Raw genomic sequence first — 20,379 nt, forward strand, 5'->3', positions numbered from 1 at the left:
ACGATGCCGACGACCATCCCGCATCCGATGCCGCAAGCAGCGCCAGTCGCCGTGCCAGAGCAGTGCCTGCTCGAATTCCGCAACATCCGGATCGTCTACGACAATGCGATCGAGGCGATCCGCGACGTCTCGATCGCGGTGCCCGAGGGCAACATCGTCGCCCTGCTCGGCTCCAACGGCGCCGGCAAATCGACGCTGCTGAAGGCGATGTCCGGCATCCTCTATACCGAGGAAGGCGTGATCGAGAACGGCAGCATCCGCTTCCGCAATGACGAGGTGCATCGCCTTGCGCCGGACGCACTGGTCCGCCGCGGCATCGTGCAGGTGCCGGAGGGCCGCCGTGTGTTCGCGGCACTGACCATCGACGAGAACCTGCAAATGGGCGGCTACACCAGGACCAGCGCCGAGGCGCGCGAGCGCCGCGACAAGGTGTTTGCGCTGTTTCCGCGGCTATATGAGCGGCGCGACCAGATCGCCGGCTACATGTCCGGTGGCGAGCAACAGATGCTCGCGATCGGCCGCGCGTTGATGACCGATCCCGTGCTGCTGGCGCTCGACGAGCCGTCGCTCGGCCTCGCGCCGCTGATCATCGACCGCATCTATGAGGTGATCGTCCGGCTGCGCGACGAACTGAAGATGACGGTGTTGCTGGTCGAACAGAACGCGCAGCGCGCACTCGACATCGCCGACTACGGCTACATCCTGGAGACCGGCCGCGTCGTGCTCGACGGCACGGCAGCGAGGCTCACCGCCAACGAGGACGTCCAGGAATTCTATCTCGGCGTCTCTTCCGCCGGCCGCAAGAGCCTGCGCGACGTCAAGCATTACAAGCGTCGCAAGCGGTGGCTGTCGTGACGGCGCTGCTCACGGTCGAGAACCTGTCAAAGCGCTTCGGCGGCCTGCAGGCGGTCGCCGATGTCAGCCTGCGCGTCGCGCCCGGCGAGATCTGCAGCGTGATCGGTCCGAACGGCGCCGGCAAGACCACGCTGTTCAACATGATCTCGGGCGTGCTGCGGCCGAGCGGCGGCCGGATCAGCTTCGACGGCATCGACCTCTCGACGATCTCGCCGTGGAAATTCGCCGCCGTCGGTATCGGCCGCACCTTCCAGAATCTCGCGCTGTTCAAGCACGGCACCGTGGTCGAGAACATCCTGACCGGCCGCCACACCCATCTGCGCTCGACCGTGCTCGATGCGGTGTGGTTTTACGGGCGTACCCGCAACGAAGAGATTGCGGCACGGCAGCGCGTCGAGCACATCATCGTATTTCTCGAGATCGAGCATATCAGGGACGCCGTGGTCGGCACGCTGTCCTACGGCCAGCAAAAGCGCGTCGAGCTCGCCCGCGCGCTCGCCTGCGAGCCGAAGCTGTTGCTGCTGGACGAGATGGTCTCCGGCATGAACCAGGAGGAGACCGAGGACATTGCGCGCTTCGTGCTCGACATCCGCGACGAGCTCGGCATCACCGTCGTGATGATCGAGCACGAGATGCGCATCGTGATGGACATCTCCGACCGCGTCCATGTGCTGAATTTCGGCCGCAAGATCGCCGAAGGCGCTCCTGGCGAAATCAAGCGCGATCCGGCGGTCGCGGAGGCCTATCTCGGCGGCCAGCGCACTGGAGCGATGGCAAAGGTGGGCGCGTGATGTCGACGCTGGACAGCCTGCGCACCGCTCATCCGCCGCTGCAAGCGAGCACGCCGCGCAACCCACCGGCAGCCGGCGCCGACGCGTTGCAGGCTACGCTTGCGGATGCCGCCATCACTATCCCGCAATTGCTACGGCAGCGCGCAGCGATGCACGGCGAGGCGCTGGCGCTGCGCGAGAAGGACTACGGCATCTGGAATCCCTATTCCTGGCGGCACTATTACGACACCGCGCGCGCGGTGGCGCTCGGCCTGCTCTCGCTCGGCATCAAGCCGGGCGACCGCATCGCCATCGCCGGCGAGAACACGCCTGAATGGTTCTATGCCGATCTCGGCGCGCAGATGATCGGCGCGGTCGCGGTCGGCATCTATCCGACCAATCCCTGGGTCGAGCTGCAATATATCGTCAAGCATTCGGGCGCCCGCATCGTCGTCACCGGCGACCAGGAGCAGACCGACAAGGTGCTCGACGCGATGGCCAATAATGGCGGCCTGCCGGACCTCGAGGCTATCGTCTGCGTCGACATGAAGGGCCTGCGGCATTACCAGCAATCGGAGCTGATGTCGTTCGCCGCATTGTGCGAGCGCGGCAAGGCCTACGCCCAGCAGAATCCGGAGGCCGACGCGACGCTCGAACGCCTGATGAATCAAGGTGCACCCGACGACGTCTGCATCCTCGTCTACACCTCGGGCACGACAGGTCCGCCCAAGGGCGCGATGCTGACCCATCGCAATCTCGTCTACGCCGCCTATGCCTACGCCAGGACCGTGGGCATTGCCGACAAGCCGTTCGAGGCGGTGAGCTACCTGCCGCTGTGCCACGTCGCCGAGCGCTGCTACGGCACCGTGACCCATCTGGTGCTCGGCGGCACCGTCTCCTTTGCCGAATCGATCGACACCGTCGCGATCAACATCCGCGAGATCGCACCGACCTTCTTCGTCGGCGTGCCGCGCATCTATGAGAAGCTGCAGCAGGGCTTTCTGTTCCGCCTCGGCGAGAGTGGCCGCCTGCGCCAGAGTTTCACCAGGGCCTGCCTCGCCGGGGGCCGCACGCTGTCCGACCGTCGACAGGCCGGCAAGGCCAATGTGCTCGACCGCGCCGCCTATGGGCTGCTCTATGTCCTGATGTTCCGCAATTTGCAGCGCCATCTCGGCTTTGCTTACAGCCGGCACCGGCTCTGCGCCGGCGCCTCGATCTCGCCGGAGACGCTGCGCTTCTTCGACATCATCGGCCGTCCGGTGTCGCAGGGCTATGGCCTCACCGAAAGTGGCGGCGTCGCCTTCATCCAGACCGCAAGCCATCACCGGATCGGCGGCTGCGGCGTGCCGCTGCCGCAGACCGAATGGAAGTGCGACACCGACGGCGAGATCCTGCTGCGCAACCCCGGCGTCTTCAAGGGCTACTTCCTCGACGAGAAGGCCTCGACCGCCTCGCTGGAGCCCGGCGGCTGGCTGCGCACCGGCGACATCATCGATGTCCTCGACAATGGCGAGATCGCCGTGGTCGACCGCAAGAAGGCGATCATCATCACCGCTGGCGGCAAGAACATCGCGCCGTCCGAGATCGAGAACGCGCTGAAGGATTCCGAATTCATCAAGGAAGCGATCGTGGTCGGCGAGGCCAAGAAGTATCTCGGCGCCATCATCCAGGTCGACTACGACAATGTCGGCCGCTGGGCGCGCGACCGGGCGCTCGCCTACACCAACTACAAATCGCTGTCGCAGCTTCCCGAAGTGAATGAGCTGGTCGAGCGCGTCGTCAACGAGACCAACAAGCGGTTCGCCCGGGTCGAGAACATCAGGCGGTTCGCCGTCCTGGAAAAGGAGCTCGACCATGACGACGGCGAGCTGACCGCCACCCAGAAGGTACGCCGCGCCATGATCGAGAAGAAGTTCGCCCGCGAGCTCGCCATCATCTACCGGGCGGAGGGCTGAATGCAGTATCTCGTCCAGCTGCTGATCTCGGGACTCGCGATCGGCGCGATCTACGGGGTGATCGCGATGGGCTTTGCGGTGATCTACAAATCCACCGGACTGGTCAATTTCGCACAGGGCGAGATGACCATGATCACCGCCTATATCGCCTGGACGATCTCGACCACGGTCAGCGGTAATGTATTGGTCGTCGCGGTGGGCGCGATTCTCGCCGCTGTCCTGCTCGGCCTGATCATCGAGCGCCTCGTGATGCGGCCGATGCTGGGCGAGCCGGTATTCGCGACCGTGATGGTCACGATCGGGCTCGCCGTGATCCTGCGCTCCGCCATCAACTTCATCTGGGACGCCTACCCGCACGGCCTCGACATCGGCATGGGCCGCGGCATCGTGCATCTCGGCGGCATCGGCGTGCGTACCGGGCAGATTGCGGTCATCGCGACGCTGCTTCTGCTGATCGCCGCGATCTGGGCGTTCTTCCGTTACAGCAAGGTCGGGGTTGCGATGCGCGCGGTCGCAGCCGACGATCGCACGGCGCTGTTGATGGGCATCAGCGCAACAAGAGTTCATGCGCTGGCCTGGGCCGCGTCTTCGGTGATCGCCGGCATCGGCGGCGTGTTCTTCGCGCTGTCCTACGACCTGTCGCCGGCGATGTTCCAGCTCGGGCTGAAGGCGTTTCCGGCCACCATCCTGGGCGGCCTCGACGCCGTGCTCGGCTCCGGCCTCGGCGGCCTCCTGATCGGCATCACCGAGAACCTTGCCGGCGGCTATATCGGCTCCGGCATGAAGGAGGTCGCGGGCTTTGCCATGATCATCATCGTGCTGATGATCCGGCCGTTCGGCATCTTCGGCGAACGTGACATCGAGAGGGTGTGATGCGCACCGGCGATTACAAGCAGAGCTATGGCGAGCTGGTTGCGCTGATCGATTCCCCGCCGGTCTGGCTATGGTCGGCCGTGTTGCTGCTGGCGCTGATCGCAGCGCCTTACGTTCTGAATTCCTACGCGCTGTCGTTCCTGATGATCATCCTGATCACGGTCACCGGCGCGCTTGGCCTCAATATTCTAACCGGCTACACCGGTCTGATCTCGCTCGGCCATGTCGGCTTCCTCGTCACCGGCGCCTATGCCTATGCGGTACTGGTCTCGAAGTACCATATGCCGCCGCTGGTCGGTTTCCTCGGCGCCGGCGCGGTGCCGGCACTGGCGAGCCTGATCGTCGGCGCGCCGTCGCTTCGGCTCAAGGGACTTTACCTCGCCATCACCACGCTCGCCTTCTCCTTCATCATCAACACCGTGATCCTGGAGATGCGCTGGCTCACCAACGGCGCACGCGGCATTCAGGTGCAGCGGCCCGAGATCCTCGGCATCAGCTTCGACGGCGATGCGGCCTTCACCTATCTCTGCCTCGGCATCGCGGGGCTGACGCTGTTCGCCACCCTCAACATCCGCCGCAGCCGGGTCGGCCGCGCCTTCGTCGCGATCAGGGACAACGACACGGCGGCGCGCGTCATGGGCATCAACCTGCATGCCTACAAGCTGTTCGCCTTCGTCACCTCGGCATTCATCACCGGCATCGCCGGCGCGCTGTACGGCATCTATCTCTCCTTCGTCAGCGTCGAGGGCTTTCCGTTCCTGCTCTCGATCGAGGCGTTGGCGATCCTGATCGTCGGCGGGCTCGGCTCCGCGCTCGGGGCGGTGCTCGGTACCATCCTGATCGTGCTGCTGCCGGAGGCGACGCGACTCGTCTTCAGCCTGTTCAGCGCGCAGATGGATGCGACCTTCACGACCGGCGCGCAGGAGCTGAAGAGCATGCTCTACGGCCTCGTCATCATCTTGTTCCTGCGCTTCCAGCCGCGGGGGCTGGTCGGCGCCTGGCACGACATCAGGCGGGCCTGGGTGCACTGGCCGCTGCGCTACTAATCAAAAAAAGACGCCACACCATGAGGAGGAGACAATGATCAAACACCTGGCGGCGGCCGCGCTGCTGCTTTCCACGGCCTGTCTTGCAATCGGCCCCGCCGCTGCCGCCGATCCCGGGATCACCGACAGCGAGATCCTCATCGGCGACGTCGAGCCGCTGACCGGCCCGCCGGCGCTGCTGGGCGTCGCCGCCTCGATCGGCCACAAGATCGCGATCGCCGAAGCCAACGCCGCCGGCGGCATCAACGGCCGCAAGATCAAATATGTGCTGGAGGACGACGGCTACGTCACAGCGCGAACCATCCAGGGCGTCAAGAAGGTGATCGACGTCGACAAGGTCTTCGCGATGCTCGGCATCTCCGGCTCGGGCCAGTCGATCGCTGTGATGCCGGTGCTGGAGAAGTCCGGTATCCCGACCGTGATCGACGTCGCGCCGGTCAAATTCCTGTGGGAGCCGGCGCGCAAGAACGTGTTCGTGGTCGGCCAATCCTACGAGGAGGGAATCATCCATCTCGTCAACTTCCTCGCCGACAGGAACCCCGGCAAGAAATGGGGCCTGATCACCCAGGACGACGATTACGGCATCACCGTGCGCGACGGCTTCGATTCCGTGGTCAAGGGCAAGAATCTGAACGTCGTCTACAGCGGCAACTACAAGAAGGGCCAGCAGGACTTCTCGTCCGACATGCTTCAGCTGAAGGATGCCGGCGCCGAGGTATTTTTGGCCGGCGGCATCATCGCCGAGAACATCGCGATGACAAAAGAGCTCGAGAAATTGAACATCAAGCCGGTGACCGGCATCTTCTGGCCCGGCCGCATCGAGCCGGTGCTGAAGCTGATGGGCCCGGCCGGCGACGGCATCTACGCGGTCGACTATGTCGAGCCGTTCGCCGGCGCGGCGGGCAAGGCGTTCCTCGAGAAGGCCAAGCCGCTGGTGTCGGAGGCCGAGTTCAAGGGCATCAACCGCTACACCATGACCGGCTATGCCGCCGCGAAGGTCTTGATCGCGGCAATCGAGCGCTGTGGCAAGCAGCCGACCTGGGCCTGCACCATCTCGGAACTGGAGAAGACCAAGAATGTCGAGACCGGCGTGATGGCGCCGATCAGCTTCGGTCCCGGCGTCCGCTTCTCGAACCAGAAGCTGCAGATCATGCAGGCCGATGCCGCGACGCTCAGCTTCAAGCCGGTGAACTAGAGAGATGAAGGTCCTGATCGTCTTTGCCCATCAGGAGGCGCAGTCGTTCAACGCTGCACTGCTGGCGCGGTCGGTGGCGGAACTGACCGCGCTCGGGCACACGGTCAGAATCTCCGATCTCTACGCCATGCGGTTCAACCCGGTGGCGACCGCCGAAGACTTTGGCGCGCGGCGGTTTCCCGACCGGCTGCAATATGACCGCGAGCAGAAATACAACCTGCAGCACGGGGCGCTCAGCGGCGATATCGCCGCCGAGATCGAGAAGCTGCTGTGGTGCGACCTCTTGATCCTGCAGTTTCCGCTGTGGTGGTTCTCCGTCCCCGCCATCATGAAAGGCTGGATCGACCGCGTGTTCGTCAATGGCGCAATTTACGGCAGCGGCCGCCGCTACGACACCGGCGGCCTTGCCGGCCGCCGCGCCATGGTCGTGACCTCGACCGCCGCCTATCCCGGCATGTGCGCGCCCGACGGGCTGGTCGGCGCGCTCGATGTGGTGCTGTGGCCGATCCAGAACGGCATGCTGGCCTATGCCGGCTGCAAGGTGCTGCCGCCGTTCGTGTCGTATTCAGTGAACTTCGTCGACGAGGCCACGCGGCGCCGCTATCTCAACGACTATGCCGAACGGCTGCGGCAGCTCGAGACCACCGAGCCGCTGTTCTTCCACCCGCTCGCGGATTTTGGCGAGGACTGGCGGCTGAAGCCGGGCATTGCGGCGCAGACGGTCGGCCAGGGCGCTCATGCCCAGAAATGACATGACCCGGACGTAGGTCTGCTCCCTCGCCCCGTTCTTACGGGGAGAGGGTTGGGGTGAGGGGCCGCATCCGCAGACGCGCTGCCAGAAACGCTCGTGGAGACTCCCCCTCACCCGGATCCCATCTCACGATGCGATCCGACCTCTCCCCGCAAGCGGGGCGAGGTAAGAAAGAGCGCCGGCGTCACATCCTTTTCGCCACTTCCTCCAGCATCACCTCGGTGGCGCCGCCGCCGATCGTCAGCACCCGCGCGTCGCGCACCATGCGCTCGATCGGGGTGCCGCGCATGAAGCCTGAGCCGCCGTGCAGTTGCAGGCAGCCATGCACGACCTCGTGCAGCACCTCGGGCGACAGCGCCTTCACCATCGAGACCTCACGCAGGCAATCCTGCCCGGCCGCCGCGAGCTCGGCGGCCTGATAGGCCAGCGCCCGCGCCGCCGCCGCCTTCGCGGCAAGCTGGGCGAGCTTCAGCCGCACGCCCTGCTGATTCCAGAGCGGGCCGCCGAATGCCTGCCGCGTCTTCACGTAATTCGTCGTCAGCTCGATCGCCTTGGCGGATTCGCCCGCGCAGATGCCGCCGATGCAGATGCGCTCGTTCTGGAAGGTCTCCATGATGCCATAGAAGCCCTTGTTCTCCTCGCCGAGCAGGTTTTCCGCCGGCACGCGCACGTCCTGGAACGCGATCTCGGCGGTGTCGGAGCAGAGCCAGCCATGCTTGTCGAGCTTGGTCGCCGTGATGCCCGGCGTGTTGCGCTCGACGATGAACAGCGAGATGCCGCGGCTGCCCTTGGCATGCGGGTCGGTCCGCGCGGCGACGATCAGGATGTCGCCATAGACCGCGTTGGTGATGAACATCTTTGCGCCGTTGATCACCCAGCTGTCGCCGTCGCGCCGCGCCCGCGTCTTGAGGCCTGCGACGTCGGAGCCCGCGTCCGGCTCGGTCACCGCGATCGAGCAGACTGTCTCGCCGCGGATGATCGCCGGCAAATATTTCTGCTTCTGTTCCGGCGTGCCGCGCAAGGAGATGTGTACCGCCGACATGTCGGTATGCACGAGGATCGACGAGGTGAAGCCGCCGAAGCTGGACCGCCCCAGCTCCTCGGCGAACACCATCGAGGCCAGCGGCCCCATGTCGGTGCCGCCATAGTCGGCCGCATGGCGCATGCCGAGAAAGCCGAGCGCGCCCATGCGGCGATAGATCTCGCGCGGGATCTTGCCGTCGCGCTCCCACGCCTCGGCATGTGGCACCACTTCCTTCTCGACGAAGCGCCGCACCTGCTCGCGCAGCATGCGGAGCTCCTCGGGCAGATTGGGCTGCTCCGAAAAGTGGAATTCGGTCTCAGTGAGCTGGCGCGGATCCGACGTCATGACGTTCATTGTGGCGCCCTCTCATGGCCGATGTGAAGATGGTTGCGCAAAAAAGCTGCCAGCGATGCGATCGCCTCTCGCGCCTGCGGAATCTCCGGGAACATCTGGAAGACGTGGATCATGCCGTCCCACACCTGGAGCTTGACGTCGACACCGGCAGCCTTCGCCCGTGCGGCCAGTTCCGTCGCATCGTCGCGCACGGTCTCGCGGTCGCCGACCTGCACCAGCAGCGGCGGCAGACGGGTGAGATCGGCATAAAGCGGCGAGGCCAGCGGATTGCTGATATCGCCGTTCTTGCCGAGATAGTTCTTCGCCAGCGCCAGGATCATCGCACGCTGGTGGATCGGATCGGCCGCGGCCCTGCTCTCATAGCTGGCGCCGCTCGCCGCGAGATCGGTCCAGGGCGACATCAGCGCGGCGGCGGCGGGCAGCGGCAGGCCACGGTCGCGCGCCGCCAGCATCGTGCACAGCACGAGATTGCCGCCGGCCGAATCCCCGGCGAAGGCGATATCCGCCGGATGCAGCCGCCCTTGATCGCGCAGATACTGATAGGCAGTCAGCGCATCCTCGAGTGCCGCGGGGAAACGATGCTCCGGGGCAAGCCGGTAATTGATCGAGAGCACGCGGCAGCCGGATGCATCGGCGATCCGTGCGGCCAGGTCGCGATGCGACGCGACCGAGCCGATGCGGAAACCGCCGCCGTGAAAATAGAGGATCACCTTGTCGCGCGATGCGCCCGTCGGCACGAGCCATTCGCCGTCGACCCCGCCGGCGGCGACCGGTTGGCGCGTCACCGGCACCGAGCAGCCGGCAAAGGCGGCGTCCCAGTCGTCGCGCATCTGCGCCACCGATGTATCGCGGGTCCAGCCGCGATAGATCGCGCGCAAACGCTCGATCGCGCGATCGACCGGCGTGATTGCGATATCGTCGTCCGCGCTGCCCATTTCAGCCGCCGATGCCCATGCCGCCGGAAACGCCGAGCGTCTCTCCGGTGATATAGGCGGCCTGGTCGGAAGCCAGGAACAGCGCGGCAGCCGCGACCTCCTCCGGCTCGCCGAGGCGGCCGAGCAGCGTTGCGCCGGTCATTGCCTGCAGGATCCTGTCGCCGCCTTTTGCCACCGCCTGCTCCAGCATCGGCGTGCGGATCGGTCCCGGCGCGATCGCGTTCGCGGTGATGCCATAGCGTGCATTTTCCCGTGCGATGCTCCGGGTGAACGAGATCACGCCGCCCTTGGCTGCGGAGTAGACCGCGCCGCCCTTTGAGCCGAGCCGCGCCGCTTCCGAGGTGACGTTGATGATGCGGCCAAAGTGCGCCGCCTGCATCGCCGGCAGCGCGGCGTGGGTGCAGGCCAAGACCGAGGTGAGATTGACCGCGATCAGCCGTGCCCAATCTTCCGCCGTGGTATCGGTGAAGAAGGCATGCTGATCGATGCCGGCATTGTTGACGACAATCTCGAACGGGCCGTCCTGCGCCATTACAGCCTGCACCGCCGTGGCATCGCTGACGTCTAATCCTGCAACGCCGGCGCCAGTCTCGCGCGCCAGCTCCGAGGCCGCGGCGACATCGAGATCGGCGATCACAACCCTGGCGCCCACGCCGGCAAAGCTGCGCGCGATCGCAGCACCGATGCCCCGCGCGCCGCCGGAGACGAAGGCGCGGCGGCCATCGAGACGTCCGAATGGCAAGCTCGCCACCTCAGCGCCCCGTGAATACAGGCTGGCGCCGCTCGATCACCGCGGCGAGCCCTTCGCGTGCATCGGCCATCCCCGAAAGTTCGGCGACGGTGCGCGCCTCTTCCGACAGGCACTGCTCGATGCTGGTGCCGGTGCCGGCCCAGACCAGCCGCTTGGTCGCCGCCAGAGCCTTCGGCGCGCCGGCCGCAAGCTCGCGGGCCAGCGCGAGCGATGCCTCGGCAAGCTCGGCATCACGCACGACCCTGGTGACGATGCCCATCTGCAACGCTTCCGCCGCCGGGATCACCGGGTTGGTCAACAGGATCGACATCGCCCGCCGCAGGCCGACCAGCCGCGACAGCGTAACGGAGACGCCGGCATCCGGCGCCATCGCCACCCGCGTCGCGCCGGCGAGGAATTTTGCCGATTCCGCCGCGATCACGATGTCGGAAGCGCAGACCAGGCCGAAACCGCCGCCGCCCGCCGCAAAGCCCTGCACCGATGATATGACCGGCGCCTCCAGACGCAGCAGCCCAGTCACCGCATTCTGCAGATAGGCGGTGGCCTGACGGATATAGTCCGGCAGCTTCTCGCCCTTGGAGGCGAAGGCGCGGACGTCGCCACCGGCGCAGAAATTGGTACCCTCGCCGCTCAGCAGCACGACGCGCAGACCGGAATGACCATGACAGACCATGATGGCGTCGCACAGCGCGCGGAGCAGCTCGACACTCATGCCGTTGGAGGCATCGGGGCGGTTGAGCCGCAGCCGCGCGATGCCGTCGGTAATATCGAGCAGAACGGGGCCCTTGTCGATCATGGCGCGTTTTCCTCTAGACCAGGAACGAAAGCGTGTAGATCGCCTTGTCGTTGTTGACGAGGATGACCTTCTTGGCGGCCATCCGCAATTCGCCATCGACATGGCGCAACCGGTATTCATTGCGCGCCGCCCACAGCGTGTCGTCGCGCAGGCTCGATTCGAAAATGAGGCTGTTGCTGGCGACCGCGATGTCGCCATCGTCAGGCTGCTCGTCCATCAATTCGATGTTGGAGATCAGCCGGCGCAAATTCGACTGCGGCGTCTGGGTGAAGTGCTTGCCGGTCATCAGCTGCCGGACGCGCAGCGCGATCCGCGAGCGGTTGTCGTAGATGATCGACATCTGCCGTTCCGGGTCGATGTCGGCGCCGTTGGCCGGTACCCAATAGACGCCGTCGTCGGTCCAGAGCTTTTCCCAGGCCTCGTATTGATGCTCGTCCTGCAGCCGCGCCTCGCGATAGAGGAAGGCGGTGATGGCGCTCATCAACGTGGCGCTGCTCTCGCGCGACAGCATCAGCTAGGCTCCATCAGCTTGCGATAATGGGTCCACATGCCGCGCGACGGCACCTCGTCGGTGACGTGGCCGACCGTGAAGCCAAGTTCGTCCTGCCGCTCGCGCTTCTCGCCGCGGCCGAGGAAGATCCACTCGGGATTGCGCGCCAGCACGCCGCGATGGCAGCGCTCGTACATTTCGGAATCGTCCGCCAGCAGGAAACCGGCCGGGCCGACCGAGCCCATGGTCTGCTGGCGCAGCCTTCGGTTCAGATCGGGCGCGCCCTTGAACTGCAGCGCGGTGACGTGCTGCACGCTGTCGTCGACGCCAAGCGGCTGGATCACGAACATCTGGATCTCGGCGATGAACAGGTTCGGGAAGATCATCACATGCGGCGTGCCATCGATCATGATCTCCCGCGCAGCGGTGTCGCCATGGGCGGCCTTCATGCGCGCCGTGTAGTCCGGCAGCCGGTCCTCGCTGGTACCGAACCAGCTCATCGGCGCATCGCGCTTGCGGAACTCGGGCCGCAGGTCGATCTCGGTATGGCCGTTGCCGTAGTCGCGCGTCAGCGCCGTCGAGGCGCCGCCATAGAGCTTGCCGATCATGCTGTCGGCGACGCCGAAGATCGAGGTGTGCACGAAGGCCGGGTGATAGCCGTCGCACTCGTTCTCCAGGATGAACTTCCAGTTCGCCTTGACGCGATGCTTGAGGAAGCCCGCCGTGATCTCGACCTCGCTCTCCGGCGAGGTGCGCACCAGCCGGTCGATGGTCTCGGCGGCGCCGCCGAGATGCTCCTTCAACGTCGGGCCATCGGCCGCGAACGAGCCGAACACGAAGCCGCGATAAGACTCGACGCGCGTCACCCGCCCGAGCGCGAGCTGCGACTTGTCCTGCCCCTCATAGCCGTCGGGGAAGGCATAACCGACCAGGCGGCCGTCATTGGCAAAAGTCCAGGAATGGAACGGACAGGTGAACGAGCGGGCATTGCCGCGGTCATAGGAGCAGACCTGGTTGCCGCGATGCGAGCAGCGGTTGAGCAGCAAATTGACCTTGCCCTGCTCGTCGCGCGTCATGATCACGGATTGCGGGCCGATCGACTTGACGACGTAGTCGTTGGCGTTCGGGACCTCGCTCTCATGCCCGACATAGACCCAGGTGCGGTACCAGATGTTCTTGAGCTCGGCCTCGAAGATGTCAGGGTCGGTGTAGAGCGATCCGTGCACCCGGTCGGGCCGGATCAGCCGCTCCCATGGCGGGACGCCGGTCATCATGTTCATCGCTCCGTCTCCCTCACCGATCGCCTGCCGCGGATGCCTTCACCGATCGTCAATAATAATCCGAACGACCGTTCGGTGAATTAATAGCACGGGCTCCGTGGGCCGGCAAGCTTCTGTCCCCGGGGCCACCAATGATTCCCGGAACACTGCGCAAAGATGCAATTCCGGGTAGCTAGCGATGCGACGGACTCAGTCCTGCGCCGCGCCACCGTCGCGTTCGCCGCCTGCGATCTGCTGCAGCATCGACTTCGGCGTCGTCGCAAGCTCGATCTTGAGCTGGTCGCAAATCGCCCGCCGCAGCAGGCGTTCGATCTCGGTCGCGGCATTGGGATTAGCCGCCCGTACGTCCTCCCCGCTCGCCCAGAGCAGAAGTTGCCCCAGCCGCCGGTCGCCATCGTCGCGCAATGCCTCGATCGCGGCAACGTCGGACGTGCCGCCCTGGATGCGCGGCGTCGAAGGAACCTCCGGATGCGCCATGCTGCCGGCCAGTCGTTCGACCGTCGCGAAAGTATCGTCCTGCAGACGCACTTGCTCGAGCAGCGGCTCGGCCTTCCAGTCGGCCGCGAGCTTCAACCCGTTCAGCGCGTAGACTGCAGAGAACACCTGCCCGCGAACGAAATCGTCGTTGCTGTTCGGCACGACATGGCTTTGCAGTGCATCGATGATGCCGTCGATCAGCCGTTCGAATGACGCGCTCATGCCGCGGCCTCCAATGCGCGCTCGAAGGCCCGCACGATCGAGGGCATCTGACTTGCCATCACCGCAAGCCGCATGTCGTTGAAACGATCGACCTCGAAGGCGCGCACCGCGCACATCTGGATCGCGGCCGCCTGATACAGCGCATAAGCCTCGTAGAAGGCGAGGCTCTTGTCCGAAACCGGAATGCCGGAGGCGCGCTGATAGAGATCGATCACCTCCGCGCGCTCGAGCACGCCATAGAGCTTCCGGCTCCTGGCGTTGAAGGTCGGCATCATCGCCCAGGCCAGATCTTCATGCGGATCGCCCAGGTGCGTGAGCTCCCAATCGAGGATGGCGGTGATCCGCCCGTTGTGCTCGATGAAGTTCCCGATCCGGTAGTCGCCGTGCACGATGGTCCGGCGCGGCGGCCGCGGACAGTTGTTCTGCAGCCAGCGTCCACCCCAGTCGAGCAGCGGATAGTAACGCGCCGTCGGCCGCGCCAGCGAGGCGCGCCAGCCGGCGATGGCGCGGACTTCGGCACGTTCTCCGCTGTGATGCCGCGATGCGAATGGCGTCGCATCCGCGTCGACCCGGTGCAGCGACGCGAGGATCTCGACGAACTGCCGGGCGACCGCGCGCTTGTGGTCCGGATCGAGTTCGCTCGCCGCCCAGGGCGCCGGCACGTCGCCCTCGATGTGCTCGCAGATGAAGAACGGAAAGCCGATCTCGGCGCCATCCTGTTCAAACGACACCAGCGCCGGAACCGGCACGCCGGAGCCGGCAAGCGACCGCAGCGCGTAGACCTGCGGCAGCACCGAGTAAGGCGCAAACAGCCCGTTCGGCGGGCCGACGCGCAGGATCAACTTGCGATCGTCTTCGGCAGCGGAGCGCGCCACGAAGGCATAGGTGATCCACGAGAAACCCGACGATTTGCGCCCGAAGCGCGTGATCTCCGTCCGGATTCCGGATATCCGCGACAGATGCTGCGCCAGTGCGGCCCGCACTGTATCGTCATCCACCGCGACCGGGCGAACAGGCTCCGGCGCGGCCGGTGCATCATCGGATCGTTTCGCAGCCTCCTGCATCAATTGACCGACCTCGTATAGCCTTGCCACTTCTCCTCGCGCAGCGCCGACTTCATGATCTTGCCGGAGCCGGTCAGCGGCAACGGCTCGAGACGGACGTCGACCGAGCGCGGACATTTGTAGCCCGCGATCAGGGTGCGGCAATGCGCGATCACCATGTCGGAATCGAGCCGCGCGCCGTCCTTCGGCACCACGATGGCGTGCACCGCCTCACCCCATCGCGGATCGGGCACCGCGATGACGGCGCACTCCTTGACGTGCTCGTGCTGGAAGATCGCGTTCTCCACCTCGCCGGAATAGACGTTCTCGCCGCCGGAAACGATCATATCCTTGAGCCGATCGACGATGTAGACAAAGCCGTCCTCGTCCATCCAGGCGCCGTCGCCGGTGTGCAGCCAGCCGTTGCGCAGCACGCGCGCGCTTTCCTCGGGCTTGCGCCAATAGCCGAGCATCACGCCGGCGCCGCGGATCGCGATCTCGCCCACCGTGCCGCGCGGCACCTCATTGCCCGCGGGATCGATGATGCGGATTTCGACGCCTGGCGCTGCCCGTCCCGCCGATTTGCGCTTGCCCGCCAGCGGCCCTTCCAGCGCGTGATACTCCCACGGCAGGATGGTCGCCAGCGCTGCGCTTTCGGTCATGCCGTAGCCCTGGTGAAAGCGCCAGCTCGGCAGCACGCGCATCAGCTTGACCAGCAGCGCGTCGGGCATCGGCGAGGCGCCATATTCGCAATCCTTGACGCTGCTCAGGTCATATGTGCCGAAGGATGGATGATTGAGCATCATGTTGAGCATGGTCGGCACAAACAGGCAGTAGTCCACTCTGTGTTCGGCGATGGTCCTCATCGCGAGCTCGGGCTCGAACTTCGGGATGGTGACGTGGGTGCCGCCCACGAGCGTGAGCGCGATCATCGGCGAGGTGCCGGCCAGATGGAACATGCCGGCCGAGTGCAGATACCGGGTATCTTCACGGAACCGGAGCGCATAGATCCAGACCAGCGATTCATAGATGATATTGGCATGTGACAGCATCACGCCCTTGGGAAACCCGGTGGTACCGCCGGTGTAGAAGATGCCCGCGAGATCGTTGTAGGCGCCGGAGGCGTCCTCGATCGGCGCATGCGCAATGAGCTCGTCATAGCTTTGCATAGCGTCGGGCACTTGTCCCTCGTCGAGATAGACCATAGCGGTGAGTGATTTTGCGCCGCGCAGCGCGGACGCAATCTCGGCAAAGGCCTTGTCGACCAGCAACAGTTTTGGCGTGGAATCGTCAATCGCATAGGCGTTTTCGGCGACCGCCCAGCGCGTGTTGAGCGGCACCGCGACCGCACCGGCCCAGGCGATGGCATAGAGCGCCTCGATATAGAGGTCGCTGTTGTGCGCGAGGATGGCGACGCGATCGCCGGCATCGACGCCGAGCCGTCGCAGCCCGCCCGCGGCACAGGCAACGCGATGGCCGATCTCCTTCCAGCTCCGCGACCGTCCGGCGTGGATGGTGCCGGGTGCGTCCTTGCGCAATTGCACCGCCGCGATCAGCGCCTGCGTCAGCTTCATGTTTCCTCCACACCGTCATGCGGCCGCGCACGCCTGCGGATGTTTCCGTCACGCATGAGGCCGATACGCCGTCCGGAAATTCCAGTTGATAATCCGGACAGACGGTCTATTATTGCATAGCCGATGCGAGGGGTAAAGCCTTTCAAGGCTTCCATCGCCGGATCAACCAGCCCCGCAAAAGAGGGCGTCATGGGAGGGGAAGATGCGGAAGCCAATCGTCACGCTTGCGGTGTGGGCGTTCGCGCTCGCCGGCGCGCTCGGAACTGCGAACGCACAGAAGGCCTATGGTCCCGGGGTCAGTGACAGCGAGATTCTGCTCGGCGCCAATGCGCCCTACAGCGGACCGGCGTCGATCTATGCGAGCTTCCCGAAAACCATGCTCGCCTATTTCACGATGCTGAACGAGAAGGGTGGCATCAACGGCCGCCATATCAACTTCCTGACCCGCGACGACGCCTATAGCCCGCCCAAGACCGTCGAGGTGACGCGCGCGCTGGTCGAGAACGACAAGGTGCTCGCGATCATGGCGCCGTTCGGCACGCCGACCAACGCCGCGATCCAGAAATATCTCAACAGCAATGGCGTTCCGCATCTGCTGGTGCAGAGTGGCGGCACCCGCTGGAACGATCCCAAGCAGTTCCCCTGGACGACGCCCTACTCGCCGACCTACGTCAACGAGTCCCGGATCATCGCGCGCTACGTGCTGCGCGAGAAGCCGGATGCCAGGATCGGCGTGCTGCTGCAGGCCGACGACATCGGCAAGGACTTTGTGCTTGGCCTGAAGGAAGGGCTCGGCGCCAAGGCCGACACCATGATCGTCAAGGAGGCGATGTATCAGTCGACCGAGCCCACGATCGATTCCCAGATCGTGAACCTGAAAGCATCAGGCGCCGATACGATCCTGATCGCCGCACAGAACAAATTCGCCTCGATGGCGATCCGCAAGATCCACGAGCTTGGTTGGAAACCGCTGATCTTCCTCGGCTCGACCGCGAATTCGATCGCCGGCGTGCTGGTGCCGGCGGGGATCGAGGCCTCGACCGGCATCCTGACCACGACATCCTACAAGACGCCGAACGATCCGGCCTGGGCCAATGACAAGGGCATGACCGACTATCTCGCCTTCGCCGCCAAATATATGCCGGGGATGGATCCGAACGACGTGATCGCGGTGACCGGCTACACCACGGCACAGCTCGGCGCGATCATCCTGCAGCGCTGCGGCGACAACCTCGCGCGGGAGAACGTGCTGAAGCAGGCCACCAGTCTCAGCGGCATCGAGCTGCCGATGCTGCTCCCGGGCATCACGATCCAGACCACGCCGCAGGACTACGCGGCGATCACCGAGCGCCGTTTCGCCCGCTTCGACGGCAAGACCTGGGTGCTGTTCGGCGACATCGTGGGCGCCGGCCCGGCCAAGGACTGATCCCGCGCCACCCGTCCGACCGAACCGGCTCACACACAAGGACAAGAACAATGCTGACAGCCCAGGACGATCTCATCGGCCACCAGACGCCGCAGCCGTTTGCCAATGCAGGCGGCGGCGATATCAGGTTCACCGAGCGCTACTGGTACACCGCGCATCCGATCGACGGCAGCGAACTGCTGATCGACATCGGGCTCGGCTATTACCCGAACCGCAACGTGATCGACGGCTTTGCCGGCATCACCATCGGCCGGCGTCAGCACAATTTCCGTGCCTCGCGCCGGCTCGGGACCCGTCCGCTGGAGACGGAAGTCGGCGGGCTCAGGATCGAGATCGTCGAGGGTAACAGCCTGCATAGGATCTCGCTCGCCGACAATCCGTCCGGCATCAGCTTCGCGCTCGAATTCAAGGCGAGCTTTCCGGCGGCGCAGGAGAAGCAGAATTTTCGCGAGCGCAACGGTGTCGTCGAGGAAGACCTCGCGCGCGTCTCGCAATTCGGCCGCTGGCGCGGCTGGATCGTCGCCGACGGCAAGCGTTACGAGATCGAGCCCAAGCTGTGGTGGGGGCAGCGCGACCGCTCCTGGGGCCTGCGATCCGAGATGCGCACCGACGAGACCAGGCCGCCGGTCGCGACCCATCGCAATTTCTTCTGGACCTGGTCGATGTTCCAGTTCCCGGAGTCGGCGCTGTCGATCTTCATCAAGGAGCGCACGCCGGGCCAACCGCATTACCTCTCGGGCACCGAGTTCCGCCGCGAGGCCGACGGATCCGTGTCGCATCGCGAAGTCACCTCGGTCGAGCACAAGATCGAATGGGCCGACGATTCGCTCGGTCAAACCATCGCGATGGCCGATTTCACCTTCGCTTTCGATCGCGGTGAGCCGCGCCATGTCAGGATGCACGGACTGCGGACCCGCTTCTATCTCAAGGCCGGCATGTATGGCGGCCTGCAAGGCTGGACCCATGGCGACGACCGCGGCGAGACCCATGCCGGGCACGACATCTGGAACCTCGACGATGCGGCGACGCGCGCCATCGCACGGACGCTGTCGGATCATGTCGTCCGGCTCGAGGGCGGCAACGAGACCGGATTTGGCATCAGCGAATACGGTGTCGCCGCCGGCTATCCGCTCTATCCCGGACCACAGAAATTCCCGGCGATGTGATCGGAATGGACGGGCAACGCAAGCGCGTCGCGGGGAGCAACGAAGCCGCGTGCGAACCATGGGACAACAAGGAAGCCGAGGCGCTGGTCTCGCTCGAGACGATCGCCCCGCTCCACTATCGCAGCCGCTTCGGCGACGGCAATCTCAACGGCCGCTCCTATGGCGGCCAGATTCTTGGCCAGGCCATGATGGCCGCAACGCTCAGCGCGCCCGAAGATCGCCCGGCGGCGATGCTGCAGCTCTTGTTCCTGCGCGGCGCCGATCCTGTCAGGCGCATCACGTTTGACGCGGAGGTTCTGCAGGACGGCAAGCGATTCTCCTCCCGCCATATCGTCGGCACGCAAGGCGACGGGCGTACCGTGCTCAGCGCGCAGGCCACATTCTGCACGCCGCAGCCGGGCCCGCGGCACGCGGTGCCGTTCGCACGATCGGAGGATCCCGAAAGCCTGCCCGATCTGAGCATGATCCCCGACGCGCTGATGGCGCAGTTGCGGCCGCTCGGCCCATATTCCCAGCACATCAAGCCCAGCATGGATTTCCGCATTCCGGAGATCGAACGCCAGCTCTCGGCCACGACGGCAGGGCCATGTCTGCGCTTCTGGATCAGATGCAGGCAACCGCTCGCCGCCGGTTCCCGTGCCCAGGCCGCGGTGTTCGCCTATCTCTCGGACTGGTGGCTCAACTTCTCCAGCGTCGGCGGCCATCTCGGCGGTCTGCAGTCGCGCGCGCCACTCTATCTGTCGAGCCTCAACCATTGCATCTGGTTTCATCGCGTATTTTCGCCCGACGCCTGGATGCATGTCGAAACCGAGAGCCCATGCGCGGATGGCGGCCGCGGGCTGTCGATCGCGCGCGTCCACGACCGTGACGGCGCGATGCTCGCCACCGCGATCCAAGAGACGCTGATGGTCCATCCAGAGGGCGATGCGTAGACGCCACGACGGTTGAGCTGATGCCGCGATCGCGGCTTAGTTGCAGTGCCGAGCTACGGCAAGTTCCACCCGGTGTTGAATCCTGGCAACACCGGCCAACAAAATGAACAAACGTTCAGCTTAGCTCGATCGCGACCACGACTGTGCCGCATCCCTGTCAAATCCTGCCTGCGGGTGGCGCAACAAAAACACTTTGGGGAAAACCTACATGCAGCAGGCACCGCTGGCCGCACGGAGTGCGGAATCGTCTGGATATGTTCTCTACTTCCAGCTCGCCAGCAACGGCACGAGGCGCGCGTGCAGTCTGACGATCCAGGCGGAAAGCGCCAACGAGGCGGCGCGGATCTTTCGCGAGAACTGGGGCACGATCGAATCCATGGCCCGCGACGGCGTGAGCACGGGAGTGGTCGGCAAGACGCCGGTCAGCCTGGCGTTGTCGTGAGGCGCATCGCGCGGCCTACGGC

20 protein-coding genes are annotated in these 20,379 nt (G+C 65.2%); 11 read left to right on the forward strand and 9 right to left on the reverse strand.

Translation table 11 applies throughout. The features are described 5' to 3' along the window. Positions 1-3 precede the first annotated feature (3 nt). The 7 genes from J2R78_RS04880 to J2R78_RS04910 are packed head-to-tail and all read left to right on the forward strand — an operon-like array spanning position 4 to position 7,445. A complete protein-coding gene (locus tag J2R78_RS04880) occupies positions 4-855 on the forward strand; it encodes an ABC transporter ATP-binding protein (RefSeq protein ID WP_253603239.1) in 852 nt (283 codons plus the stop codon). Beyond that, entirely contained in the window at positions 852-1,646 is a 795-nt protein-coding gene (locus tag J2R78_RS04885; RefSeq protein WP_253603241.1) for an ABC transporter ATP-binding protein, read from the forward strand. The genes J2R78_RS04880 and J2R78_RS04885 overlap by 4 nt, the downstream gene beginning before the upstream one ends. Continuing rightward, positions 1,646-3,580 carry a long-chain fatty acid--CoA ligase gene (locus tag J2R78_RS04890; protein ID WP_253603243.1) on the forward strand — a complete coding sequence of 645 codons (1,935 nt, stop codon included), beginning with the start codon at positions 1,646-1,648 and terminating at the stop codon, positions 3,578-3,580. Before J2R78_RS04885 ends, J2R78_RS04890 begins: the two co-directional genes overlap by 1 nt. Continuing rightward, positions 3,581-4,453 (forward strand): branched-chain amino acid ABC transporter permease, encoded by an 873-nt coding sequence (locus J2R78_RS04895; protein ID WP_253603245.1) that lies wholly within the window; start codon positions 3,581-3,583, stop codon positions 4,451-4,453. Beyond that, a complete protein-coding gene (locus J2R78_RS04900; protein WP_253603247.1) occupies positions 4,453-5,499 on the forward strand; it encodes a branched-chain amino acid ABC transporter permease in 1,047 nt (348 codons plus the stop codon). Before J2R78_RS04895 ends, J2R78_RS04900 begins: the two co-directional genes overlap by 1 nt. A gap of 34 nt (positions 5,500-5,533) precedes the next feature. Next, the gene (locus tag J2R78_RS04905) at positions 5,534-6,694 is read left to right on the forward strand and encodes an ABC transporter substrate-binding protein (RefSeq protein ID WP_253603249.1); all 1,161 of its coding nucleotides are present in this window, start codon (positions 5,534-5,536) and stop codon (positions 6,692-6,694) included. A 4-nt stretch (positions 6,695-6,698) separates the two neighbouring features. After that, positions 6,699-7,445: an NAD(P)H-dependent oxidoreductase gene (locus J2R78_RS04910; protein WP_253603251.1), complete on the forward strand. Its 747-nt coding sequence runs from the start codon at positions 6,699-6,701 to the stop codon at positions 7,443-7,445. Between the two features lie 184 nt (positions 7,446-7,629). Here the strand turns inward: J2R78_RS04910 and J2R78_RS04915 are convergent, their stop codons facing one another. The 9 genes from J2R78_RS04915 to J2R78_RS04955 all read right to left on the reverse strand — a co-directional run bounded on the left by J2R78_RS04915 (position 7,630) and on the right by J2R78_RS04955 (position 16,391). Further along, a complete protein-coding gene (locus tag J2R78_RS04915) occupies positions 7,630-8,823 on the reverse strand; it encodes an acyl-CoA dehydrogenase family protein (RefSeq protein ID WP_253603253.1) in 1,194 nt (397 codons plus the stop codon). Beyond that, positions 8,820-9,758, reverse strand: a complete 939-nt coding sequence (locus J2R78_RS04920) for an alpha/beta hydrolase (protein ID WP_253603255.1) — start codon at positions 9,756-9,758, stop codon at positions 8,820-8,822. The genes J2R78_RS04915 and J2R78_RS04920 overlap by 4 nt, the downstream gene beginning before the upstream one ends. Before the next feature lies 1 nt (position 9,759). Further along, on the reverse strand, positions 9,760-10,509 hold the full coding sequence (locus tag J2R78_RS04925; protein ID WP_253603257.1) for an SDR family oxidoreductase: 750 nt from the start codon (positions 10,507-10,509) through the stop codon (positions 9,760-9,762). Position 10,510: 1 nt separating this feature from the next. Beyond that, the gene (locus tag J2R78_RS04930) at positions 10,511-11,305 is read right to left on the reverse strand and encodes an enoyl-CoA hydratase/isomerase family protein (RefSeq protein ID WP_253603260.1); all 795 of its coding nucleotides are present in this window, start codon (positions 11,303-11,305) and stop codon (positions 10,511-10,513) included. Between the two features lie 13 nt (positions 11,306-11,318). Then, a complete protein-coding gene (locus J2R78_RS04935; RefSeq protein WP_038387409.1) occupies positions 11,319-11,816 on the reverse strand; it encodes an aromatic-ring-hydroxylating dioxygenase subunit beta in 498 nt (165 codons plus the stop codon). Continuing rightward, a complete protein-coding gene (locus J2R78_RS04940; RefSeq protein ID WP_253603262.1) occupies positions 11,816-13,075 on the reverse strand; it encodes a Rieske 2Fe-2S domain-containing protein in 1,260 nt (419 codons plus the stop codon). The genes J2R78_RS04935 and J2R78_RS04940 overlap by 1 nt, the downstream gene beginning before the upstream one ends. A gap of 189 nt (positions 13,076-13,264) precedes the next feature. Then, on the reverse strand, positions 13,265-13,774 hold the full coding sequence (locus J2R78_RS04945; protein WP_253603264.1) for a hypothetical protein: 510 nt from the start codon (positions 13,772-13,774) through the stop codon (positions 13,265-13,267). Next, a complete protein-coding gene (locus J2R78_RS04950; RefSeq protein WP_253603266.1) occupies positions 13,771-14,868 on the reverse strand; it encodes a phosphotransferase in 1,098 nt (365 codons plus the stop codon). The genes J2R78_RS04945 and J2R78_RS04950 overlap by 4 nt, the downstream gene beginning before the upstream one ends. Further along, positions 14,838-16,391 carry a long-chain fatty acid--CoA ligase gene (locus tag J2R78_RS04955; protein ID WP_253603268.1) on the reverse strand — a complete coding sequence of 518 codons (1,554 nt, stop codon included), beginning with the start codon at positions 16,389-16,391 and terminating at the stop codon, positions 14,838-14,840. The genes J2R78_RS04950 and J2R78_RS04955 overlap by 31 nt, the downstream gene beginning before the upstream one ends. Before the next feature lie 202 nt (positions 16,392-16,593). Between J2R78_RS04955 and J2R78_RS04960 the strand changes: the two genes are divergently transcribed. The 4 genes from J2R78_RS04960 (at position 16,594) to J2R78_RS04975 (ending at position 20,357) form a co-directional block, all read left to right on the forward strand. Continuing rightward, positions 16,594-17,817, forward strand: a complete 1,224-nt coding sequence (locus J2R78_RS04960; protein ID WP_253603270.1) for an ABC transporter substrate-binding protein — start codon at positions 16,594-16,596, stop codon at positions 17,815-17,817. A 50-nt stretch (positions 17,818-17,867) separates the two neighbouring features. Continuing rightward, entirely contained in the window at positions 17,868-18,983 is a 1,116-nt protein-coding gene (locus J2R78_RS04965; protein WP_253603272.1) for a hypothetical protein, read from the forward strand. A gap of 5 nt (positions 18,984-18,988) precedes the next feature. Beyond that, a complete protein-coding gene (locus J2R78_RS04970) occupies positions 18,989-19,915 on the forward strand; it encodes an acyl-CoA thioesterase II (protein ID WP_253603275.1) in 927 nt (308 codons plus the stop codon). Positions 19,916-20,123: 208 nt separating this feature from the next. Next, positions 20,124-20,357: a hypothetical protein gene (locus tag J2R78_RS04975; RefSeq protein ID WP_159109512.1), complete on the forward strand. Its 234-nt coding sequence runs from the start codon at positions 20,124-20,126 to the stop codon at positions 20,355-20,357. Positions 20,358-20,379 lie beyond the last annotated feature (22 nt).

The sequence above is a fragment of the Bradyrhizobium sp. USDA 4538 genome (assembly GCF_024171045.1).
GTDB lineage: Bacteria > Pseudomonadota > Alphaproteobacteria > Rhizobiales > Xanthobacteraceae > Bradyrhizobium > Bradyrhizobium australafricanum.

Bases quoted from the DNA above. Each gene is read 5' to 3' on its own strand.
- J2R78_RS04880 (WP_253603239.1), top strand. From the start codon at position 4: ATGCCGACGACCATCCCGCATCCGATGCCGCAAGCAGCGCCAGTCGCC.
- J2R78_RS04890 (WP_253603243.1), top strand. From the start codon at position 1,646: ATGTCGACGCTGGACAGCCTGCGCACCGCTCATCCGCCGCTGCAAGCG.
- J2R78_RS04895 (WP_253603245.1), top strand. From the start codon at position 3,581: ATGCAGTATCTCGTCCAGCTGCTGATCTCGGGACTCGCGATCGGCGCG.
- J2R78_RS04900 (WP_253603247.1), top strand. From the start codon at position 4,453: ATGCGCACCGGCGATTACAAGCAGAGCTATGGCGAGCTGGTTGCGCTG.
- J2R78_RS04905 (WP_253603249.1), top strand. From the start codon at position 5,534: ATGATCAAACACCTGGCGGCGGCCGCGCTGCTGCTTTCCACGGCCTGT.
- J2R78_RS04910 (WP_253603251.1), top strand. From the start codon at position 6,699: ATGAAGGTCCTGATCGTCTTTGCCCATCAGGAGGCGCAGTCGTTCAAC.
- J2R78_RS04915 (WP_253603253.1), bottom strand. From the start codon at position 8,823: ATGAACGTCATGACGTCGGATCCGCGCCAGCTCACTGAGACCGAATTC.
- J2R78_RS04920 (WP_253603255.1), bottom strand. From the start codon at position 9,758: ATGGGCAGCGCGGACGACGATATCGCAATCACGCCGGTCGATCGCGCG.
- J2R78_RS04930 (WP_253603260.1), bottom strand. From the start codon at position 11,305: ATGATCGACAAGGGCCCCGTTCTGCTCGATATTACCGACGGCATCGCG.
- J2R78_RS04935 (WP_038387409.1), bottom strand. From the start codon at position 11,816: ATGCTGTCGCGCGAGAGCAGCGCCACGTTGATGAGCGCCATCACCGCC.
- J2R78_RS04940 (WP_253603262.1), bottom strand. From the start codon at position 13,075: ATGAACATGATGACCGGCGTCCCGCCATGGGAGCGGCTGATCCGGCCC.
- J2R78_RS04945 (WP_253603264.1), bottom strand. From the start codon at position 13,774: ATGAGCGCGTCATTCGAACGGCTGATCGACGGCATCATCGATGCACTG.
- J2R78_RS04955 (WP_253603268.1), bottom strand. From the start codon at position 16,391: ATGAAGCTGACGCAGGCGCTGATCGCGGCGGTGCAATTGCGCAAGGAC.
- J2R78_RS04960 (WP_253603270.1), top strand. From the start codon at position 16,594: ATGCGGAAGCCAATCGTCACGCTTGCGGTGTGGGCGTTCGCGCTCGCC.
- J2R78_RS04965 (WP_253603272.1), top strand. From the start codon at position 17,868: ATGCTGACAGCCCAGGACGATCTCATCGGCCACCAGACGCCGCAGCCG.
- J2R78_RS04970 (WP_253603275.1), top strand. From the start codon at position 18,989: ATGGACGGGCAACGCAAGCGCGTCGCGGGGAGCAACGAAGCCGCGTGC.
- J2R78_RS04975 (WP_159109512.1), top strand. From the start codon at position 20,124: ATGCAGCAGGCACCGCTGGCCGCACGGAGTGCGGAATCGTCTGGATAT.